Origin of the sequence: Bradyrhizobium sp. HKCCYLRH1030 (assembly GCF_051168395.1) — a bacterium.
Taxonomy (GTDB): domain Bacteria; phylum Pseudomonadota; class Alphaproteobacteria; order Rhizobiales; family Xanthobacteraceae; genus Bradyrhizobium.
In genome coordinates, this window is the sequence record NZ_JBNPUY010000005.1 from 553,659 (window position 1) to 572,783 (window position 19,125).

The 19,125-nt window shown below is 66.1% G+C and carries 21 protein-coding genes; 13 read left to right on the forward strand and 8 right to left on the reverse strand.

Going from position 1 to position 19,125, the window contains the following annotated elements:
* Window positions 1–111 precede the first annotated feature (111 nt).
* A complete protein-coding gene (locus tag ACQR1E_RS18345; protein WP_316166061.1) occupies window positions 112–1,320 on the reverse strand; it encodes an ABC transporter substrate-binding protein in 1,209 nt (402 codons plus the stop codon).
* 142 nt (window positions 1,321–1,462) lie between these two features.
* Between ACQR1E_RS18345 and ACQR1E_RS18350 the strand changes: the two genes are divergently transcribed.
* The gene (locus tag ACQR1E_RS18350) at window positions 1,463–1,942 is read left to right on the forward strand and encodes a DUF3280 domain-containing protein (protein ID WP_315752900.1); all 480 of its coding nucleotides are present in this window, start codon (window positions 1,463–1,465) and stop codon (window positions 1,940–1,942) included.
* Window positions 1,943–2,591: 649 nt separating this feature from the next.
* On the opposite strand, the gene fghA is transcribed toward ACQR1E_RS18350, so the two are convergent.
* Window positions 2,592–3,437, reverse strand: a complete 846-nt coding sequence (gene fghA, locus ACQR1E_RS18355; protein WP_316166062.1) for an S-formylglutathione hydrolase — start codon at window positions 3,435–3,437, stop codon at window positions 2,592–2,594.
* Window positions 3,438–3,522: 85 nt separating this feature from the next.
* A complete protein-coding gene (locus ACQR1E_RS18360) occupies window positions 3,523–4,143 on the reverse strand; it encodes a response regulator transcription factor (RefSeq protein WP_315713180.1) in 621 nt (206 codons plus the stop codon).
* Between the two features lie 154 nt (window positions 4,144–4,297).
* On the opposite strand from ACQR1E_RS18360, the gene ACQR1E_RS18365 reads away from it, so the two are divergent.
* From ACQR1E_RS18365 to ACQR1E_RS18380, 4 genes are all read left to right on the forward strand, one after another.
* Window positions 4,298–5,644, forward strand: coding sequence for an ATP-binding protein (locus tag ACQR1E_RS18365; protein ID WP_315768888.1), 1,347 nt, complete (start codon window positions 4,298–4,300; stop codon window positions 5,642–5,644).
* Between the two features lie 103 nt (window positions 5,645–5,747).
* Window positions 5,748–6,104 (forward strand): hypothetical protein, encoded by a 357-nt coding sequence (locus ACQR1E_RS18370; protein ID WP_315713178.1) that lies wholly within the window; start codon window positions 5,748–5,750, stop codon window positions 6,102–6,104.
* Between the two features lie 137 nt (window positions 6,105–6,241).
* Window positions 6,242–6,430 (forward strand): DUF2934 domain-containing protein, encoded by a 189-nt coding sequence (locus ACQR1E_RS18375; protein ID WP_315713177.1) that lies wholly within the window; start codon window positions 6,242–6,244, stop codon window positions 6,428–6,430.
* 26 nt (window positions 6,431–6,456) lie between these two features.
* On the forward strand, window positions 6,457–6,612 hold the full coding sequence (locus ACQR1E_RS18380; protein ID WP_008961662.1) for a hypothetical protein: 156 nt from the start codon (window positions 6,457–6,459) through the stop codon (window positions 6,610–6,612).
* A gap of 229 nt (window positions 6,613–6,841) precedes the next feature.
* Here ACQR1E_RS18380 and ACQR1E_RS18385 read toward each other — a convergent pair whose 3' ends face one another.
* From ACQR1E_RS18385 to ACQR1E_RS18395, 3 genes are all read right to left on the reverse strand, one after another.
* Window positions 6,842–7,012 (reverse strand): hypothetical protein, encoded by a 171-nt coding sequence (locus ACQR1E_RS18385; protein WP_315713176.1) that lies wholly within the window; start codon window positions 7,010–7,012, stop codon window positions 6,842–6,844.
* Between the two features lie 219 nt (window positions 7,013–7,231).
* On the reverse strand, window positions 7,232–7,474 hold the full coding sequence (locus ACQR1E_RS18390; RefSeq protein ID WP_315752825.1) for a (2Fe-2S)-binding protein: 243 nt from the start codon (window positions 7,472–7,474) through the stop codon (window positions 7,232–7,234).
* A gap of 65 nt (window positions 7,475–7,539) precedes the next feature.
* Window positions 7,540–8,394, reverse strand: coding sequence for a xanthine dehydrogenase (locus tag ACQR1E_RS18395; RefSeq protein ID WP_434843094.1), 855 nt, complete (start codon window positions 8,392–8,394; stop codon window positions 7,540–7,542).
* 397 nt (window positions 8,395–8,791) lie between these two features.
* Here ACQR1E_RS18395 and ACQR1E_RS18400 point away from each other — a divergent pair, with 397 nt between their 5' ends.
* The 7 genes from ACQR1E_RS18400 to ACQR1E_RS18430 all read left to right on the forward strand — a co-directional run bounded on the left by ACQR1E_RS18400 (window position 8,792) and on the right by ACQR1E_RS18430 (window position 17,399).
* Window positions 8,792–9,640: an SDR family NAD(P)-dependent oxidoreductase gene (locus tag ACQR1E_RS18400; protein ID WP_315752827.1), complete on the forward strand. Its 849-nt coding sequence runs from the start codon at window positions 8,792–8,794 to the stop codon at window positions 9,638–9,640.
* A 422-nt stretch (window positions 9,641–10,062) separates the two neighbouring features.
* Entirely contained in the window at window positions 10,063–11,802 is a 1,740-nt protein-coding gene (gene nifA, locus ACQR1E_RS18405) for a nif-specific transcriptional activator NifA (RefSeq protein ID WP_434897384.1), read from the forward strand.
* Window positions 11,803–12,261: 459 nt separating this feature from the next.
* Entirely contained in the window at window positions 12,262–12,456 is a 195-nt protein-coding gene (locus tag ACQR1E_RS18410; protein WP_008961670.1) for a 4Fe-4S dicluster domain-containing protein, read from the forward strand.
* 38 nt (window positions 12,457–12,494) lie between these two features.
* Window positions 12,495–14,015: a Fe-S cluster assembly protein SufB gene (sufB, locus tag ACQR1E_RS18415; RefSeq protein ID WP_434897385.1), complete on the forward strand. Its 1,521-nt coding sequence runs from the start codon at window positions 12,495–12,497 to the stop codon at window positions 14,013–14,015.
* A gap of 37 nt (window positions 14,016–14,052) precedes the next feature.
* Window positions 14,053–14,814: a Fe-S cluster assembly ATPase SufC gene (sufC, locus tag ACQR1E_RS18420; RefSeq protein WP_434897386.1), complete on the forward strand. Its 762-nt coding sequence runs from the start codon at window positions 14,053–14,055 to the stop codon at window positions 14,812–14,814.
* 14 nt (window positions 14,815–14,828) lie between these two features.
* A complete protein-coding gene (gene sufD / locus ACQR1E_RS18425) occupies window positions 14,829–16,154 on the forward strand; it encodes a Fe-S cluster assembly protein SufD (RefSeq protein ID WP_315752831.1) in 1,326 nt (441 codons plus the stop codon).
* Window positions 16,155–16,157: 3 nt separating this feature from the next.
* A complete protein-coding gene (locus ACQR1E_RS18430) occupies window positions 16,158–17,399 on the forward strand; it encodes a cysteine desulfurase (protein ID WP_315752832.1) in 1,242 nt (413 codons plus the stop codon).
* A 270-nt stretch (window positions 17,400–17,669) separates the two neighbouring features.
* Here ACQR1E_RS18430 and ACQR1E_RS18435 read toward each other — a convergent pair whose 3' ends face one another.
* Both ACQR1E_RS18435 and ACQR1E_RS18440 read right to left on the reverse strand, forming a co-directional pair.
* Entirely contained in the window at window positions 17,670–18,131 is a 462-nt protein-coding gene (locus ACQR1E_RS18435) for a SufE family protein (RefSeq protein WP_315752833.1), read from the reverse strand.
* 45 nt (window positions 18,132–18,176) lie between these two features.
* Window positions 18,177–18,569, reverse strand: coding sequence for a response regulator (locus ACQR1E_RS18440; RefSeq protein WP_315752834.1), 393 nt, complete (start codon window positions 18,567–18,569; stop codon window positions 18,177–18,179).
* Between the two features lie 449 nt (window positions 18,570–19,018).
* On the opposite strand from ACQR1E_RS18440, the gene ACQR1E_RS18445 reads away from it, so the two are divergent.
* Window positions 19,019–19,125, forward strand: a 107-nt coding sequence (locus ACQR1E_RS18445; protein ID WP_434872155.1) for an ArsA-related P-loop ATPase, incomplete at its 3' end; no start/stop codon positions are given.

The window sequence follows — 19,125 nt, forward strand, 5'->3', positions numbered from 1 at the left end:
CCTCACCCAGATTGCATCTGCGATGCAATCCGGCCTCTCCCCGCACGCGGGGAGAGACTGGCGCCGTCTGTGTCGGACTAAACACTTTCATCAACATCATCCAATCCGACATCATTGCAGCTTGCACTTGGTTTCAGGGCGGTCGACGCCGAGCGTGTCGAGTTCGGAGACCTGGTGCAGAAAGCCCTCCTGCGGCGAGACCGAGACGATCATGCGGCCGTCGGCCAGAAGGATCGGCTGGCGCAATTGCAGGTTCCAGTCGCGCAGGGAGAGGCGGGTGCCCTTGAAGGCGGCGATGGTGAAGTTCGGGCCCTTGAGGTAGTCGGTCATCGTCTTGGCGTCGCCGGAGTTGGTGCGCGAGGCGGCCTCGCCGACCAAGCGCACGGCCATCCAGGCCTGCATGTCCAAGGCGTCCATGCGGCGCGAGGCGAGCTTCATGAAGCGGTTCTGCAACTGCGTCGCCCCCCACTGGTCCTGCGCCGGATCCCAACTCGTCGGCCGCAGGCCGGCGGAGCCCGCGACGGGGCGCGGATCCCAGGTGCGGTAGGGCAGATAGTTGGCGAACACCTCGCTCTCGTCGGCGGTGACCAGCACGTCATAGGCCGGCGCCTTCTGCGTGAACACCGGCATCTGGCGCTGGATCAAGGTCACGCCGCTGTCGGTGCGGCGCGCGCCGCCGGTGTCCTCGAAGGTCCGCTCCTCGACGATCTTGACGCCGAAGCGGGTGGCGGCGCGGCGCAGCGCGTCGGCGAACAGTCTGTCGTTGTCGTGCGAGCCGGTGACGAGCAGCCAGCGCTTCCACTGCTTCCAGACCAGATATTGCGCCAGGCCGTCGGCGAGCATCGAGCGCGTCGGTGCGACATGGATGACGTTGGCGCGGCAGTCCTGCTCACGCAGGCGGTCGTCGGTGGCGCCGACATTGAGCAGGGTGACGCCGCGGCCCCGCAACGCATCTGCGACCTTCAGCACCGCATCCGCCGGCAGGTCCACGAGGACGAATCCCGTCTTGCCGGCGAGCTCATTGGCGGCCTGCGCGGCGTCCTCGTCATCCTTGACGCGGCGGTCGATCAAAGTGAAGCGCTGGTTGAGGAACTTGCCGGTGGTGTTGTTGTCCTCGATCGCGAGCCTCGCGCCGGCCACGCCATCATCGGCCGCAGGCTGGTCGAGCGGCGACAAGGTCTGCGGCACGCTCGCGCGGCCGAGATAGCCGATCGCGATGTCGACCGGATCCGCCGCGCTGGCGGCGGTTGCGGCGGCGATGAGGCCGATCGCGCCCATCAGAGATCGGGCCAGAACTCCCAGGACCACACGTCCTCCCATTGTTCCCTCGTCCTTGTCCGGCGAGGTTTCGTCTTGCAAGATGAACGAATTGGCCTAGCTTTCAACCCCACTTTTGGCCGCTGTCGCGTCATTTCGGATCACGACCTTGAAACCTGCCGTTCTCCCCGCGTTCCTGATCCTGATGTCTGCGACATCAGTGCATGCCGAGCCGACCAAGGTGGCGGTGTTCGACTTCGAGCTGATCGACACCAGCCTGCAGGGCGAGGTGCAGGGCCCGCGCCAGGACGAGCAGAACAGGCTGGCGCATGCGGCCGAGCAACTGCGCGCGGCGCTGCAGGACTCCGGACGTTTTCGCGTGCTCGACATCGCTCCTGTCAACGATGCGGCGCACCACAGCAATCTGCAGGCTTGCGGCGGCTGCGACGTCAAGCTCGCGGGCGACATCGGCGCCGATCTCGCCATCACCGGGACGGTGCAGAAGGTCTCCAATCTCATCCTCAACATGAACATCTATCTGCGCGACGTTCACACCGGCAAGCCGGTCGCGGCGATGACTGCGGATATGCGCGGCAACACCGACGAATCCTGGACGCGCACCATGGCTTGGCTCGTCCGCAACCGCCTGCTGGCGCCGAACTACGGCGCGCCGCAGGCGCAGTAGCTGACGAGATATGACGGTGCATTCTCGCGGCGAATGACGCCCGAGCTTTGCGTGCCGGTCGCCCCTTGGAAAACAAGAGGCGCAGGGAAGGCCGGGAGCCTGCCGCCCCCATGGCCCGCCTGCGACAAGAAATGCAGGCGGCAGGTACCACAGGTTCGGCTGGGACATCCCGGCCCTCCCTGCGCGGATGGTCTTAACGGTTGCTTCGCGTTCTCCCCGGTGCGCCGGGCTTTCTGGTCACCGTGCGCGACGACGCGCTGTGAGCGCGCCGCCGCGGAGGCATCGGCATCGGGATGCCAGGACCACGCGACTTGGCCGTACGCCGTGACGCGTTCGTCCGCACGCTCTCACGGGGCATGTGATGCCCTGAGCATGCTGCGCGCCGCCGGCGTCCACCGCATCCCACCTCCACGTTCGTGACGACCGCGATACGCCCTCTCGACGAGGCGGGATGGCGCTAGACAATCACGATTTCCGGAAAAACGAAAGTGAAATTTTTGTCGCCGCCGGGCTGGACACTGGGATCGCCTTGTGGCGCCGAGCGAAATCCCCGTCGTCGCGCACGTGGAATCCGGGCACCGGGCACGACAAGATCGCCTCGACGGGCGCGTCATCGCACCCGTCGGGCAAATCACGTCCGCGGCTGATATCAGCGTGCGAGCCGCGCCGCGTGCCAGCGCAGATGATCGGCCATATAGGTCGAGATGAAGTAGTAGCTGTGGTCGTAGCCCTCCTGCTTGCGCAGCAGCAGCGGGATGTGGGCCTTGTCGCAGGCCGCCTTGAGCAGCTCCGGGCGCAACTGCTGCGTCAGGAACTGATCGGCGGTGCCGACATCGACCAGCAGGTCGGAGACGCGCGCGCCGTCCTCGATCAGCGCCACCGCGTCGTGCTTGCGCCACGCCGCCTTGTCGGCGCCGAGATAGCCGCCCAAGGCCTTCTCGCCCCACGGCACCTGCGAGGGCGCGACGATCGGCGAGAACGCGCTGGCCGCGCGGTAGCGGTCCGGGTTGCGCAGCGCCACCGTGAGCGCGCCATGGCCGCCCATCGAGTGGCCCATCACCGACTGGCGGCGCGGATCGACCGGGAAGTTCGCCGCGACCACGCTCGGCAGCTCCTCGGTGATGTAGCTCCACATCCGGTAGTTCTTCGCGAACGGCGCCTCGGTCGCGTCGACATAGAAGCCGGCGCCGAGACCGAAATCATAGGCATTGTTGGGATCGCCCGGCACGCCGTCGCCGCGCGGCGAGGTGTCGGGCGCCACGAAGACCAGGCCGAGCTCGGCGCAGGCGGCACGAAACTCGCCCTTCTCGGTGACGTTGGCGTGGGTGCAGGTCAGGCCGGAGAGATACCAGACGACCGGCAGCTTCGCGCCGTCGGCATGCGGCGGCACGAACACCGAGAACGTCATCTCGGTCTTGGTCTCCTGGCTGGCGTGGCGGTAGACGCCCTGGACGCCGCCATGGGACTTGTTCTGGGAGACGGTCGTGAGGGTCATGGGATCACCTGTTCGGCAATGATGTCGGGCCGCTGGCGCGCGTGCCGCCAACGCGTGTCAGGCTGCGTCGTTCAATCGGGACGAGTCAAGCGACGCCGTTCTCGATCGCCAAACGCACCAACTCGCCGGATGTTCGCACGCCGAGCTTCTGGCGGATGATCGAGGAGGTGTTGGCGACGGTCTTGTAGGACGAGTGGATCAGCCAGGCAATCTCCGACAGGCTCTTGCCGGCGCTGAGCAGGCGAAGGATCTCGAGCTCCCGCGAGGTCAGTTTCGCCAGCGGGCTCTGCGCGACCGCGGCGCCCGCGAAGGCGATGCTGCGCGCGATCGCAGGCGGCAGATAGCTGCCGCCGCGGGCGACCTCGCGGATCGCCTCGGCGAGATCGTTCGGATCGCCGCTCTTCGAGACGTAGCCCTTGGCGCCGATGTCGATGGCGCGCGCGGCGAACACCGGATCGTCGTTCATGCTGAACATGATCAACCGGGCATTGGCATCGTGGGCGAGGATGCGCCGCGCGAGCTCGAAGCCGGAGACGGTCGGCAGGTTGATGTCGACGACGCAGACGTCCGGCCGGCGCGCGATGAAGCTGGCTTCGCCGCTCTCGGCATCGGCGGCTTCGAGCAGCTCGAGGTCCGGATCGGTCGAGAGCAGGGCCCGGCAGCCTGATGCCACAATGGGATGGTCATCGACGATCAGTACGCGCATGGCCTTGGGGTCCCGGACTTCCAACTCGCGTCATTGTTGCGATGCATCATGGATGCATGCTGCGCGATATTGCATGATGTTGCAATTAGATCGCCGGCGGATTTGTCTGTCAATGTGAGTGCGTATGAAACACGGTGGCCGTGAGGCGGAGAGAATGTGGCAGAATTGGTCGTTGCGGACCCGCATCAACGTGCTGCTGGCGCTGCTGCTGACGCTGGGCCTCGCCATCAACATCGGCCGTCTCGTGCTGGAGGCGGCGCCGCGCGTGCTGGCGGAGGACCAGAGCGTCATCCGCCTGACGCGGGCCTTCGTCGAGACCATCATGGACGAGGTCAACGACGCGCCGGATCCGAGCGCGCGCCTCGATCGGATCGTCGGCGATCTCCGACAGCTTCGTCACGTCAGCGTGAGGCGGCAGGGCATGCCGGCGCAGACGCCGCCCTCTCCGGGCGTCGGCCGCGCGGCGCCGGCATGGTTCATCGCACTGGTGCATCCCGACAAGACCTCGGTGAGCATGCCGGTCATCGTCGCGGGGCGGAGCGAAACGCTGGTGATCACGTCGCACCCCGACGACGAGATCGCGGAGATCTGGGACGGCATCGTCACCCAGCTCGTCGTCGGCTCGCTGGTCGGGCTGGCGTTGTTTGCGATCACCATGCTCGTGGTGGGTCGCGCGCTGGCGCCGCTTTCGGATCTGTCGGACGCGATGAGCCAGATCGAGGCCGGCGCCTACGATACCCGCGTCAAGCCGGGCGGCGCGCCCGAGCTCGCGGCGCTCTGCGCCAAGCTCAACCATCTCGCCGGCGCGCTCGGTGAGGCGGTGGAGGAGAAGCGTCGCCTGGCCGAGCGCACGGTGTCGCTGCAGGACCACGAGCGCAAGGAGATCGCGCGCGAGCTGCACGACGAGTTCGGGCCGCATCTGTTCGCGCTGCGCGCCCATGCCAGCGCGCTGATGCGCTTGCCGGACGCTGCGACGCTCGACGTCGCGGCGATGCGCCGGCACGGCCAGGCGATCCTCGACCAGGTCAACGCCGTGCAGCAGTTCAACCGCCGCATCCTCGAGCGGCTGCGGCCCGTCGGTCTCGCCGAGCTGGGCCTGCGCGAAGCGCTCGGCGCATTGGTGCGGCTGTGGCGGGAGTCGCGGCCCGAGGTCGCGATCGAGACCAAGTTCACCGAAACGGTCGCGCGCAGCAATGAGACGGCGGAGCTGACGATCTACCGGGTGGTGCAGGAAGCGCTGACCAACGTGTTCCGCCACGCCGAGGCCACCACGGTCGACGTCACCATCGAGCCGCTGCAGCAGACCACGGCCGGTCATCGCCGCAGCTACACGCGGGTGCGCGTCCGCGACGACGGCCGCGGGTTCAGCCCGGAGCACAAGCTCGGATTCGGCCTCACCGGCATGCGCGAGCGGCTGCTGGCGCTCGGCGGCACGCTGACGGTGGCTTCTACCGGCACGGGCGTCACGATCGAGGCCATGGTGCCGGCGGACGCAGCGTGAGCCGTGGGCTAGGAACCAACGAACGGACGGCGCATTCAACGAGCTACTTGCGATGGGCGTGAGCCGCAATCCGGAGCACGCGCCGGCAGCTCGCGGTGATCGGATGTCCAGAACCTTGCCTGTGCTGAGCGGCGCAGCCTTGCTGGCCGCGCTGTCGTTCCACAATGCCGTCGCGCGTGACGACGGCCGCTACGCCAACTCGCCGCTCAAGGGCTGGTTCGACAGCCTCAGAAGCGGTCGCGGCCCGTGCTGTTCGGACGCCGACGGCTTCGCGGTGTCCGATCCGGATTGGGACCTCGAAGGCACGCATTACCGGGTGCGGCTCGACGGTCAATGGATCGTCGTGCCGGACGATGCCGTCATCACGGAGCCCAACCGTGCCGGGCGCACCATGGTGTGGCCGATCAAGGGATCGCTCGGCACTTCCATCCGCTGCTTCATGCCGGGCAATCTGAGCTGAAGAGGCGGTGCGCCGCGTTCTCTCGCCGCGCCGCTGCGGCGGATCGCCCGTGCGCGCCGTGCCTTGGAACTTCGTCTCGTTCGGATGATTGCCACGCAAGGTCACGCCGCCGACGCAGCCTCATGCGAGGGAGAACCATGGACCGGACCAGCGACACTGAACTTCAGGAGAGGATTCGCAGGCGCGCTCACCAGCTCTGGGAGCAGGCCGGCCGGCCTGACGGCCGCGAGGATGAGTTCTGGTATCAGGCCGAGCGTGAGATCGGCGAGATGAGCGAGCTTCACGACGAGGCGACGGCGCCGCCGCCGACGATCCTGCCGGGGTGAGTGCGAGCAGAAAAAAGGACGAACTGATGAGCAAGGAAACGCCGAAGGACGATCCGCGCCAGGAAAGCGACTGGGGCTCGATGAAGCAGACCGACAAGCCCTGGGCCGAGAAGCCCGAGAAGGAGCAGCGCTCGGAAGCGGCGAAGGACCTCGAGAAGTGGGGCGAGAGCAAAACGCATTGAGGTGGGCGGAGGTGGCCGCTCTCGCGCGATCGATGAACTCCGGCAGTGTCGAGGAAGGCCTCGTTCAACCCGGCCGTCGTTGCGAGCCGCAGCGCTGCCTCTCTCTGCCCTTCAAGGGAAGGAGGGAGGGGCCGGCCGCAGCCGGGACCATGGTCCGTATCGCCTCAGCAAGGATGAGATGAACAACGCCGAGATGAAGGCGTCTCTCCGTTGACGGGGACCCGTGCCGTCACGCGGTGTGACCCGGATCGACATCATCCGGCGTCTTCTTGTCGCGCTGCGGCGTCATCTTCGCCGGATCCTTCGCGCCCGGCACGCCGCGCGGGCCGAGCTGATCGCGCTGGATGTCGTCCTCTGAGCGGTCGGGCTCGCGTCCGTTGATGGGGAGGTCTTTTGCCATCGCCTGATCCTCTCGCTGTTCGCATCAGGGCAATGCGCGCGGTGTGCTCACGTTCCGCGCGATCCGCGCGCCGCGGCGGCAGGAACGCCGCCCCGGCGGACGACGGTCGCCGTCACCGGCGGCAAGCCGTTCATCTGAGGACCAGTGCACGTCGTCTGCTGTCGCATTTGTCCGATATCCGACAAGTCCGTGCGTCGGCACGTCATACGCATGCCGGTGCTACGCGGCGGACATCATCGCGCACGGCGCGGGCTCGGCCTGCACCGGCCACACCGCCGCAGCGGCCGTATCACCCTGCCGCTCGTCGAGGATCCGCTTCACCGAGCGCGAGCAGAGGCCGCATTGGACCGTGCAGCCGAGACAATCATACACTTGCGCCGGCGAGCCGAAGACGATGTCGGCCGCCGTGACGATGTCGCGAATGGCCGTGTCGCTGATGACGTTGCAGGAACAGATGATCATGGCTGTTGCTCGCTCCTGCAAACGATAAGCAACCGGGATGCCAAGGTCGGCGCGCACGGCGCGGGCTAGTCAGAATCGTTCGAAGCGACCTGATGCGCGGGCACGCTCGTGCTCGTCCCGATGCGGTTCGCGGCGTGCAGCCGTATTGCGGCCAACGTCGCCTGGGCGAGCGCCTGTCCCTGCGCATCGATCCCGGTCCACTGCGCATGACGGCCGCGTGGATCGACCTCGGCGAGCGCGATGCCGGCCGGCACGTCGCTGCCGTCGCGGACGATGCCGCGCAGGATGCCGTCATAGGGCGCCGTGACCGGTGCGCCGGAGAGATGGCCGATCACGAAGCCCTTGTAGATGCGCGTGCCGATCTCGATCGGGGTATGCCATCGGCCCTCATGCGGCGAATGCACCAGGCGCTCGACACCGACGAGCGCGCCGACGTCATCCGTTGCCAGCGTCCAGCCCTCGCGCACGATCTGGCCGAGCCGGCCCGGCCGAGTCTCGATTACGATATCGCAATTGGCTGATGGCGAGAAGCCCGGACCGATGCCGATCGAGAGCCGCGTCATGCCGCGCAAATTCGGGGTCACCGCGCGCCTCTGCATCCGCGCGTCGATCAGGACGTCGATGGTACGGACCGGCAGGAGATCGAGCAACCCGAGTGGAGTGACAAGGACGTGCCGGGGATTGCCGAGCGCCTTGAACACCTCCATCGTGCTCTCGATGCGCTCGCCCGTCACGTTCTCGATGCGGACCGTGTCGCCGAACAGGGCGTCGTGAAACGCCATCTTACGGCGCATGACCGGCGGATTGGGATCATGCGACAGCACCACGCAGAAGCCCGCACGATGCAGATGCACGCCGATCGCCGACGCGACATCGTTGGTCCCGAGGACCACGGCGAAGCGCACTGCATTCGTCCCCATGTCCTGGTCCATACGGTGTTGGCGTCTCGTGGCTGTCGGTCGTGCGACTGACAAGCGGTCTTCCAGTTCGAATGATCAGATCCGTCGAGCAAGAGTTGGACCATCAGGCATCGTTCTGAAAACGATCGCTCTGTGAAGGTCCTGCAAAGGACGCGGCACAAAAGCCGACGCTGGATGTGTCCAGAACCCGCCAATCTGTCGCGAACCCGACAGGAAAAGCTGCTTTGCCCGCCGTTTTCGCTGGCCCGGAATCTGCACAACCGGCGCATGGCGATACCCCTGGTATTTCCGATCGTTACGGAGCCTGCGCCCAGATCACGTCTGCGGCAAAGGCAGCAGCCGAAGCTTGGCAGCCGGCGTCCTGGTGGCGTTGCGGCGCAGGATCAGGACGGATGAGGTGAGCCTCGATCTCGACCAGGACGTCCGCGATCCCGCCATGGAGGCGGCTCAGACCATCACGGCGTGCCCGTTCCATCGAGACGTGGCGGCCGCCGAGCGGCCCGCGCGCGCCGAGCAGAAAACGCTCGTGCTGACCGGCGGCTCGCGCGGCATCGGTCATGCGACCGCAAAGCTGTTCTCCGACGCCGGCTGGCGCATCATCACCTGCTCGCGCCAGCCGTTCGACGGCGGCCGCTGTCCGTGGGACGCCGGTCCCGACAATCACGTCCAGGTCGATCTCAGCGATCGCAAGGCGATCCCGCGTGCGATTGCCGACATCAAGCAGCGGCTCGACGGCGCGCCGCTGCATGCCTTGATCAACAATGCGGCGATCTCGCCGAAGGCCGAGGACGGTGGCCGGCTGGATTCGCTCGCGACCTCGGTCGAGACCTGGATGACCGTCTTTCACGTCAACTTTCTCGGACCGATCCTGCTCGCGCGCGGGCTGTTCGAGGAGCTGAAGCGCGGGCAGGGCGCGGTCGTCAACGTGACGTCGATCGTCGGCACCCGCGTCCATCCGTTTGCGGGCACTGCCTATGCGACCTCGAAGGCGGCGCTCGCCTGCCTGACCCGCGAGATGGCGCACGATTTCGCGCCGCATGGCATCCGCGTCAACGCCATCGCCCCAGGCGAGATCAAGACCGAGATGGTGTCGCCGGAGACCGAGGCGCGGTTCTCGCCGCTGATTCCGATGCGCCGGATCGGCGCGCCGGAAGAGGTCGCCAAGGTGCTGTTCTTCCTGTGCTCGGATGCGGCGAGCTACGTGACCGGCGAGGAGATTCAGATCAATGGGGGGCAGCACCTCTAGGTTGATCACCGCCGCGCGCGGCCGACACGCGGATGTGAACGCGTCATGCCGTGGCTGGCCGCAAGGAGACGAGCGGCGGGCCGCAAGTGGAAAGTTGGTGTTCAGGTGTCGTCCGTTGCGATCCGGTCGCAAACAGGCCGGCGGATGCGCAGCTATCAGGTGTCGAGTAGACAACGCGAAATCGTCAGGCGCACCGTTTTGCCGCCCGTGCGGACGTGCAATGCACGCATCGCGACGGGTGTAAACTAATTTGTTAACATCATGAAAGCCTGCAGCTTTTCTGGCCTGTCCGTTGCACACTACTTCTGCGGCAATGCAGCAAAGTTAGGCACGACAATCATCTGCAGTTAAGGGAGGATGTTAGAACACCTACAATCACGGGCGGCTTCACCAAGGCGTTCGTGACGATCAGAGAAGCGACCATGGTCCAAACGGAAACACGTCAGGTCGAAGCTCAGGACGTCAGGTCCAACGCCGAGCCGATCCCGCTCAGCGAGATCGCGCTGACCGGAATTTTCGAAATCTCGAAAATCCTCGCCGCGCCGACGCGGCTGGAGATCACCCTCGCCAACGTCGTCAACCTGCTGCAGTCCTTCATGCAGATGCGCCACGGCGTGGTGTCGCTGCTCGCCGATGACGGCATTCCCGATCTCGCAGTCGGGGCCGGGTGGAGCGAAGGCAGCGATCAGCGCTATCGCGAACGTCTGCCGCAGAAGGCGATCGACCAGATCGTCGCCACCGCCGTGCCGCTGATCGCGGAGAACGTCGCCGATCATCCCGCCTTCAGCGCCGCCGACGCGGTCACGCTCGGCGCCTGCGCCGACACCCGCGTCTCCTTCCTCGGCGTTCCCATCCGCATCGACCAGCGCGTCGTCGGCACGCTGACGATCGACCGTGTCTGGGACGGCCGCGCCGTGTTCCGGCTCGATTCCGACGTCCGCTTTCTGACCATGGTCGCCAACCTGATCGGCCAGACCATCAAGCTTCATCGGGTCGTCGCGCGGGACCGCGAGCGGCTGATGGCGGAAAGCCACCGGCTGCAGAAGGAGCTGTCGGAGCTGAAGCCGGCGCCGAAGGATCGCAAGAAGGTGCTGGTCGACGGCATCGTCGGCGACAGCCCGGCGCTGCGCGCACTGTTGGAAAAGATCAACGTCGTCGCCAAGTCGAATGCGCCGGTGCTGTTGCGGGGCGAATCCGGCACCGGCAAGGAGCTGGTGGCGAAGGCGATCCATGAACTGTCCAATCGCGCGAAGCGGCCGTTCATCAAGATCAACTGCGCCGCATTGCCGGAGACGGTGCTGGAGTCGGAGCTGTTCGGCCACGAGAAGGGCGCCTTCACCGGTGCGATCAACGCGCGCAAAGGCCGCTTCGAGCTGGCCGACAAGGGCACCTTGTTCCTCGACGAGATCGGCGAGATCTCGCCGGCGTTCCAGGCCAAGCTCTTGCGGGTGTTGCAGGAGCAGGAGTTCGAGCGCGTCGGCGGCAACCAGACCATCAAGGTCGATGTCCGCATCGTCACCGCCACCAACCGCAACCTCGAGGAGGCGGTGTCGCGCAACGAGTTCCGCGCCGACCTCTACTACCGGATCAGCGTGGTGCCCATCAAACTGCCGCCGCTGCGCGAGCGTCGCAGCGACATTCCGCAGCTGGCGCGCGAGTTCCTGCGCCGCTTCAATTGCGAGAACGAGCGCGATCTGACGTTCGACGTCAGCGCGATCGAGGTGCTGATGCATTGCGGCTTCCCCGGCAACGTGCGCGAGCTGGAGAACTGCGTGCAACGGACCGCGACCATGGCGACGGGCTCGGCGATCGGTATGGACGACTTCGCCTGCAGCCGCAACGAGTGCATGTCGGCGATCCTGTGGAAGGGCAACACGGTGACCCCGCCGCCGCCGCGCGGCCAGCCGATCGTGCCGCTGCCGATCCTGCCGCGGACCTCGGCGCCGGTCGAGGCTCCCGTCGAGTTGCCGGCGATCGATGCCGATGACGGCGAGTATTCCGATAGTTCGGAGGGCGGCGCCGTGCCGGAGCGCGACCGAATCGTGCAGGCGATGGAGCGGTCCGGCTGGGTCCAGGCCAAGGCCGCCCGCCTGCTCGGCCTCACGCCGCGTCAGATCGGCTACGCGCTGAAGAAGCACAACATCGAGGTCAAGCGGTTCTGAGCGGCGCGGCTTGATGGGATCGAAGGGCGCGCAGTAGCGCGCCCTTCTTCGTTTGGACTTTGACGCTCCGGCGTTGCCCCAATCTCCTCCGTCATTCCGGGGCGACGCACGCGCGAAGCGCGACGAGCCGGAATCCATTTCGCCGCGCGATCTGCCGCACGGTGGATTCCGGGCTCGTGCTGCGCACGCCCCGGAATGACGGAGGAGCGACCTGGGTCACGACCGGCGTTCGCGCGCGAGGTGACATCGGACAATTGCGCAGTGAGACCTCGACTCCGACGACACGCTGCTCCCGCCCTGTCGCACTTGCGACATGCTGTCGGGAGAGCGACAGCTCGCCGCGACCTGCGACGTTTAGAATCCTCCTTAGAAATCAACCAAATGCTCTCTGGCACGGCGCTTGAAAGATATCGCGCGAATGACATCGCTCGATGTCGCACGGATCGCGGGGAGCTGCACATGGCCTACAAGATCATCGCCTCACAATGCACGGTCTGCGGGGCCTGCGAGTTCGAGTGCCCGAATGCGGCCATTCGGCTCAAGAACGACATGTACATCATCGATCCGAAGAAGTGCACGGAGTGCGAGGGCCACTTCGATGCGCCGCAATGCGCCGCCGTCTGTCCGGTGCCGGACACCTGCGTCCCCGCTTGACGCGGGCCGCGGCGGAAACATTGCAAGCGGAGTGAGAGATGGCAGCGGTTCAGGAGACCATTGATCGGGTCAAGGGCATCGACGTCGATCAATATCGCTACGGGTTCGAGACCGTCATCGAATCCGAGAAGGCTCCGAAGGGGCTGTCGGAAGACACCATCCGCTTCATCTCGGCCAAGAAGAACGAGCCGGCCTGGATGCTGGAATGGCGGCTGGAGGCGTATCGCCGCTGGCTGACCATGACGGAGCCGAGCTGGGCGCGTGTCGGATACCCGAAGATCGACTATCAGGATCTCTATTACTACGCGGCGCCGAAGCCGAAGAAGAAGGTGGCCTCGCTCGACGAGATCGACCCGGAGATCCTCAAGACCTACGAGAAGCTCGGCATTCCCCTGCGCGAGGTCGAGATCCTCGAAGGCGTCGAGCGCCCGGGTGGAGGCGCGGAAGCCGACGCCGATGGCGAGGCGGCCACGCCGCGCAGCAAGATCGCGGTCGATGCCGTGTTCGATTCGGTCTCGGTGGCGACGACCTTCAAGGAGGAGCTGAAGAAGGCCGGCGTGATCTTCATGCCAATCTCCGAGGCGCTGCGCGAGCATCCGGACCTGGTGCAGAAATATCTCGGAACGGTCGTGCCGACGACCGACAATTATTTCGCGACGCTCAACTCGGCGGTGTTCTCCGACGGTTCGTTCGTCTACATCCCGCCGGGCGTGCGCTGCCCGATGGAGCTGTCCACGTATTTCCGCATCAACGAGCGCAACACCGGCCAGTTCGAGCGCACGCTGATCATCGCCGACAAGGGTGCCTACGTCTCCTATCTCGAGGGCTGCACGGCACCCCAGCGCGACGAGAACCAGCTGCACGCCGCCGTGGTCGAGCTGGTCGCGCTGGATGATGCCGAGATCAAGTACTCGACGGTGCAGAACTGGTACCCTGGCAATTCGGAGGGCGTCGGCGGCATCTATAATTTCGTCACCAAGCGCGGCGACTGCCGCGGCACCAATTCCAAGATCTCCTGGACCCAGGTCGAGACGGGATCGGCGATCACGTGGAAATATCCGAGCTGCATCCTGCGCGGCGACAATTCCAGCGGCGAGTTCTACTCGATCGCGATCTCCAACGGCTTCCAGCAGGTCGACAGCGGCACCAAAATGATCCATCTCGGCAAGAACACGTCGAGCCGGATCATCTCCAAGGGCATCGCCGCCGGAAAGTCGCAGAACACCTATCGCGGCCTCGTCAGCGCTCATCGCAAGGCCTCTGGCGCCCGCAACTTCACCGCCTGCGATTCGCTGCTGATCGGCGACAAATGCGGCGCGCACACCGTGCCCTACATCGAGGCCAAGAACTCGTCGGCGGTGTTCGAGCACGAGGCGACGACGTCCAAGATCTCCGAGGACGTGCTGTTCTACTGCATCCAGCGCGGTCTGTCGCAGGAAGAGGCGGTTGGGCTCGTCGTCAACGGCTTCGTCAAGGACGTGCTGCAGCAGCTGCCGATGGAGTTCGCGGTCGAGGCGCAGAAGCTGATCTCGATCTCGCTCGAAGGTTCGGTTGGATGACGGCGTCGCGCGGCAACAACATCACAAGGAGTGTTCGATGACGGCCTTGCTCGAAATCAAGGGGCTCCATGCTGAGATCGCCGGCGGACGCAAGATCATCCAGGGCCTGGACCTGACCGTGAACAAGGGCGAGATCCACGCCATCATGGGGCCGAACGGCGCCGGCAAGTCGACGCTGTCCTACGTGCTCGCCGGCAAGCCCGGCTACGAGGTCACCGCCGGTGAGGTCTATCTCAACGGCGAGGACCTCTTGGCAATGGAGGCTGATGAGCGCGCCGCCAAGGGCGTGTTCCTGGCGTTCCAATATCCGCTGGAGATCCCGGGTGTCGCGACCTTGACGTTCCTGCGGGCCGCCTTCAACGCCCAGCGCAAGGCGCGCGGCGAGGAGGAGCTGTCGTCGCCGGATCTTATCAAGCGCGTGCGCGAGATCGCCAAGACGCTCAACATCAACGCCGACATGCTGAAGCGGCCGCTCAATGTCGGCTTCTCCGGCGGCGAGAAGAAGCGCAACGAGACCCTGCAGATGGCGCTGCTGCAGCCCTCGCTCTGCGTGCTCGACGAGACCGATTCCGGTCTCGACATCGACGCGCTGAAGGTCGTCGCCAGCGGTGTCAATGCGCTGCGCTCGGCCGAGCGGGGCATGATCGTCATCACCCACTATCAGCGGCTGCTCGACTACATCGTGCCCGACATCGTTCACGTCTTCGCGGCGGGCCGCATCGTCCGCACCGGGACCGCGGACCTCGCGCGCGAGCTTGAGGCGACCGGTTACGCCCAGTATCAGAGCGAAGCGGCGTAGGGCGGAGCACGAGCATGGGCGTCGCGATCCGCAAGACCAAGGCCGAGCTCGGGCTGGCCGATCTGTACCAGGGCGCCCGCCGTTATCTGCCGGGCGGCGAGGAGATCACGGCGGTGCGCGCCGCCGCTTTTGACCGCTTCAACGCGGTCGGCCTGCCGCATCGGCGCGTCGAGGCCTGGCGCTACACCGATCTGCGCACGCAGATGAAGGAGGCCAAGCGGCTGGCCTCGCTGCCCGATGACGCCGCCAAGACCAAGGCGCGCGAGGCGAGCGACCCGTTCGCGGGCACCGGCTTCCGCAAGCTGATGATCGTTGACGGTGCCTTCGTGCCCGAGCTGTCCGACCTCGCCGATCTCGAGCCCGGCCTCACCATCCAGCCGATGGCCGACGCGCTCGCGGCCGACAAGCCGCTGCTGTCGCAGCGGCTCGGTCCGGTCGTGCCGGACGACGATCCGGCGCTGGCGCTCAACACCGCGCTGGCTGCCAATGGCGTCGTGATCCTGGTGGCGCCGGGCACGGCGCTGAGCCGGCCAATCCACGTCGCGTTCGTCACGACGAACTGGGTCGCAACCTCGATGTACACGCGGTCGCTGGTCAATATCGGAACTGGGGCCAGCGCCACCATCGTCGAGTCGCATCAGGGGCCCGACGGCAGCGAATATCAGGTCAACACCGCGATGCAGCTCGTCGTCGGCGACGAGGCGCGGATCGACCATGTCAAGGTGACCCGGGAGGGCAACAGCGCGCTGCACATCTCCTCGCTGCTCGCCAATATCGGCGCGCGCGCGACCTTCAATCAGCTCGGCTTCGTCGCCGGTGGCAGCCTGGTGCGCAGCCAGCTGTTCGTGCACATCGCGGGCGAGGGAACCGTAGCCGACATCCGCGGCGGATCGCTGCTGTCCGGCGCCCAGCATGCCGACACGACCTTGGCGATCGAGCATGCCGCCGAGAACTGCCAGAGCCGCGAGACCTTCAAGGCTGTCGTCGGCGACACCGCGCGCGCGGTGTTCCAGGGCAAGATCACGGTCAGCCCCGGCGCGCAGAAGACCGACGCCAAGATGATGTCACGGGCGCTGCTGTTGTCCGACGAGGCCGAAGCCGACAGCAAGCCGGAGCTCGAAATCTTCGCCGACGATGTGCAATGCGGCCACGGCACCACGACCGGCGCGATCGATGACGAGCTGCTGTTCTATCTGATGGCGCGCGGCATTCCGCCGAAGGAAGCCAAGGCGCTGCTGATCCAGGCCTTCGTCGGCGAGATCATCGAGGGCGCTGCCAATGAGAGCGTGCGGGCGGCGCTGACGGAGGCGATGCTGGGCTGGCTCGGACAACGGGAGTAGGTGATGCATGCAGCGGTGCAGGGAAGCGGCTACGACGTTGGCCGCATCCGCGCGGATTTCCCGATCCTCGGCATGCAGGTCCACGGCAAGCCGCTGGTCTATCTCGACAACGCCGCGTCAGCGCAGAAGCCGCAGGCGGTGCTTGACCGGATGAACCAGGTCTACACGTCCGAATACGCCAACGTGCATCGCGGCCTGCATTATCTCGCGAACGCCGCCACCGAGGCCTACGAGGGCGCCCGCGCCAAGGTCGCGACGTTCCTCAATGCCGAAAGTCCGGAGCAGATCATCTTCACGCGCGGCGCCACCGAGGCGGTCAATCTGGTGGCGCAGACCTTCGGGCGCGAGCGGATCGGGCCGGGCGACGAGATCGTGCTGTCGATCATGGAGCACCACGCCAACATCATCCCCTGGCATTTCCTCCGGGAGCGCCAGGGCGCCGTGATCAAATGGGCTCCCGTCGACGGCGACGGCAACTTCCTGCTCGACGAGTTCGAGAAGCTGCTGACGCCGCGCACCAGGATGGTGGCGATGACGCAGATGTCGAACGTGCTCGGCACGGTGGTCCCGGTCAAGGAGGTCATCCGCATCGCGCATGACCGCGGCATTCCGGTGCTGATCGACGGCTCCCAGGCCGCCGTGCACATGGAGGTCGACGTCAGGGATCTCGACGCGGACTTCTACTGCATCACCGGGCACAAGATCTATGGCCCGACCGGCATCGGCGCGCTCTACGGCAAGCGTGAGCTGCTGGCGGCGATGCCGCCGTTCAACGGCGGCGGCGAGATGATCCGCGAGGTGTCGCGGGACCGGGTCACCTACGGCGATCCGCCGCACCGCTTCGAGGCGGGCACGCCGCCGATCGTGGAGGCCGCCGGGCTGGGCGCCGCGATCGACTACGTTGCCTCGATCGGCAAGCAGCGCATCGCGGCGCATGAGCATGATCTCGTCACCTACGCCACCGAGCAGCTGCGCGAAATCAACTCGCTGCGCATCATCGGCAACGCCGCCGACAAGGGCGCGATCGTCTCGTTCGAGATGCAGGGCGCCCACGCCCACGACTTCGCCACCGTCATCGACCGCTCCGGCGTCGCGGTCCGCGCCGGCACCCATTGCGCCATGCCGCTGCTGGAGCGTTTTGGCGTCACCGCAACCTGCCGCGCGTCGTTCGCGATGTACAACACGCGCGAAGAGGTGGATGTGCTGGTCCGTGCGCTGAAGAAGGCACAGGAGTTTTTCTCTTAAGAGCACTCGCTCCGTCCTGGCAGAGTTCCTACTGACTCGCATCTGGCGAGTTGGAATCGAGCATTCGCCAAGCTGGCGGTGCGCTCCCTCGCCCCGCTTGCGGGGAGAGGGTTGGGGTGAGGGGGACTCTCCACACGCACCAGACTCGCGGAGAGTCCCCCTCACCCGGATTGCATCTTCGATGCAATCCGGCCTCTCCCCGCACGCGGGGAGAGGCGAAGACTGAATGTGCCGCGCTATAGCGGCTTCATCAAAGCAACAAATCAAAACCTACGCCGCCGCAGCCATCGCCGCCTGCGCATCGGCCTTGATGCGGCTGACCATCGAGCGGAAGCCGTTGGAGCGCTGGGGCGTGAGATGCTCGCGCAGGCCCAGCTTCTCGAACAGGGCGATCGGATCGGCGGCGAGAACGTCCGGCGCGGTGCGGCCGGAGACCATCGCCAGGAGGATCGCGACCAGGCCACGCACGATGTGCGCGTCGCTGTCGCCGACGAAATGCAGCACGGGCGCGGCGGCGTCGTGCCGCACGGCGGTGGCGAGCCAGACCTGGCTGGTGCAGCCCTGCACCTTGTTGCCATCATTGCGGTCGGCGTCAGGCAGCGGCGGCAGGCCGCGGCCGAGCTCGATCACGTAGCGGTAGCGGTCGTCCCAGTCGTCGAGCAGCGCGAAATTCTCGACGATGTCCTCGATGTCCGGTATCCCCGGCGTCGCAGTCTGGGTCATCCTCAACATCATCCTCTCCTCGTCATCGGCCGATCTCCGTAGATGCGGGGCCAGCTATGCCGTCATGTCAGGCTCGCTGCCGCGCCGCGCCAGCACGGAATCGACCGCGTGCGTGACCCCGTCGAAGGTGATTGGCTTGGCGATGATGGCTTCCGCGCCCTGCCGCAGGCCGGCCAGCGCGAGCGGCGACCGGGGCGATCCCGCGACCACGATGATGCCGGCCTGATGCATCTTCCGGGCGAGCATGCCGACCGTCTCGGCGCCGTCGTCCTCCAGGATGCTCATCCCGATGAGGACGGCGTCGGGCGAGGTCCGTGCCGCCTTGGTCAAAGCGTCGGCGGTCTCCGCGAAGGTGAAGGTCTCGTGACGCTCACTGAGAATGTAGCCGAGCGCCGAGCGGATCACCTGATCGGCTTCAATGACAAAGACGCGCGCCTTGCTCGCCATCAAAAGTACTCCTGCTGGCCCGTTCGAAAGCGGGTTTGATCTGCATCAAGCAAACTCCGTACCGCCGCTCCTGACCGGCCCCCCGCGAGCGCTCCGCGGTGTTCTCTACGGAAGCGCCGCTCGGAGCCGCGGCGGCATGTGTCGTTTCGGACAGCACGGCGCGGGAGCGTCGGGTGGAAACCCCCGATGTCGGATTTGCAACAAGTCCATCCTAGCGCCGAGCTTGGCCGCATCTCTTTCAAAACATGGCCTTTTTAACGATTCCAAAGCTCTGGCACAGCCGTTGCAAAACTGGGCTCAGGCAATGGTTGAGGGCTGAGTGCACGCCGACGCTTCGGACGAGCGATGCTCTCCTTCCCAATAACCCGTCTGCCGGTTCTGGAGAGAGGACGCGGTCTCGCGATGCAAGGCGCATGCGGGACATTGGCAATCGGTTGATGGAGAGCAGAATGTCATCACTTCGACAAATCGCATTCTACGGCAAGGGCGGCATCGGCAAATCGACGACGTCGCAGAACACGCTCGCGGCGCTCGCCGAGATGGGTCATCGGATCCT

Bases quoted from the DNA above. Each gene is read 5' to 3' on its own strand.
- ACQR1E_RS18365 (WP_315768888.1), top strand. From the start codon at position 4,298: ATGTGGCAGAATTGGTCGTTGCGGACCCGCATCAACGTGCTGCTGGCG.
- nifA (WP_434897384.1), top strand. From the start codon at position 10,063: ATGGTCCAAACGGAAACACGTCAGGTCGAAGCTCAGGACGTCAGGTCC.
- ACQR1E_RS18395 (WP_434843094.1), bottom strand. From the start codon at position 8,394: ATGGGGACGAATGCAGTGCGCTTCGCCGTGGTCCTCGGGACCAACGAT.
- sufD (WP_315752831.1), top strand. From the start codon at position 14,829: ATGGGCGTCGCGATCCGCAAGACCAAGGCCGAGCTCGGGCTGGCCGAT.
- ACQR1E_RS18430 (WP_315752832.1), top strand. From the start codon at position 16,158: ATGCATGCAGCGGTGCAGGGAAGCGGCTACGACGTTGGCCGCATCCGC.
- sufB (WP_434897385.1), top strand. From the start codon at position 12,495: ATGGCAGCGGTTCAGGAGACCATTGATCGGGTCAAGGGCATCGACGTC.
- ACQR1E_RS18390 (WP_315752825.1), bottom strand. From the start codon at position 7,474: ATGATCATCTGTTCCTGCAACGTCATCAGCGACACGGCCATTCGCGAC.
- fghA (WP_316166062.1), bottom strand. From the start codon at position 3,437: ATGACCCTCACGACCGTCTCCCAGAACAAGTCCCATGGCGGCGTCCAG.
- ACQR1E_RS18350 (WP_315752900.1), top strand. From the start codon at position 1,463: ATGTCTGCGACATCAGTGCATGCCGAGCCGACCAAGGTGGCGGTGTTC.
- ACQR1E_RS18435 (WP_315752833.1), bottom strand. From the start codon at position 18,131: ATGTTGAGGATGACCCAGACTGCGACGCCGGGGATACCGGACATCGAG.
- ACQR1E_RS18410 (WP_008961670.1), top strand. From the start codon at position 12,262: ATGGCCTACAAGATCATCGCCTCACAATGCACGGTCTGCGGGGCCTGC.
- ACQR1E_RS18345 (WP_316166061.1), bottom strand. From the start codon at position 1,320: ATGGGAGGACGTGTGGTCCTGGGAGTTCTGGCCCGATCTCTGATGGGC.
- ACQR1E_RS18370 (WP_315713178.1), top strand. From the start codon at position 5,748: ATGTCCAGAACCTTGCCTGTGCTGAGCGGCGCAGCCTTGCTGGCCGCG.
- ACQR1E_RS18385 (WP_315713176.1), bottom strand. From the start codon at position 7,012: ATGGCAAAAGACCTCCCCATCAACGGACGCGAGCCCGACCGCTCAGAG.
- ACQR1E_RS18440 (WP_315752834.1), bottom strand. From the start codon at position 18,569: ATGGCGAGCAAGGCGCGCGTCTTTGTCATTGAAGCCGATCAGGTGATC.
- ACQR1E_RS18380 (WP_008961662.1), top strand. From the start codon at position 6,457: ATGAGCAAGGAAACGCCGAAGGACGATCCGCGCCAGGAAAGCGACTGG.
- sufC (WP_434897386.1), top strand. From the start codon at position 14,053: ATGACGGCCTTGCTCGAAATCAAGGGGCTCCATGCTGAGATCGCCGGC.
- ACQR1E_RS18360 (WP_315713180.1), bottom strand. From the start codon at position 4,143: ATGCGCGTACTGATCGTCGATGACCATCCCATTGTGGCATCAGGCTGC.
- ACQR1E_RS18375 (WP_315713177.1), top strand. From the start codon at position 6,242: ATGGACCGGACCAGCGACACTGAACTTCAGGAGAGGATTCGCAGGCGC.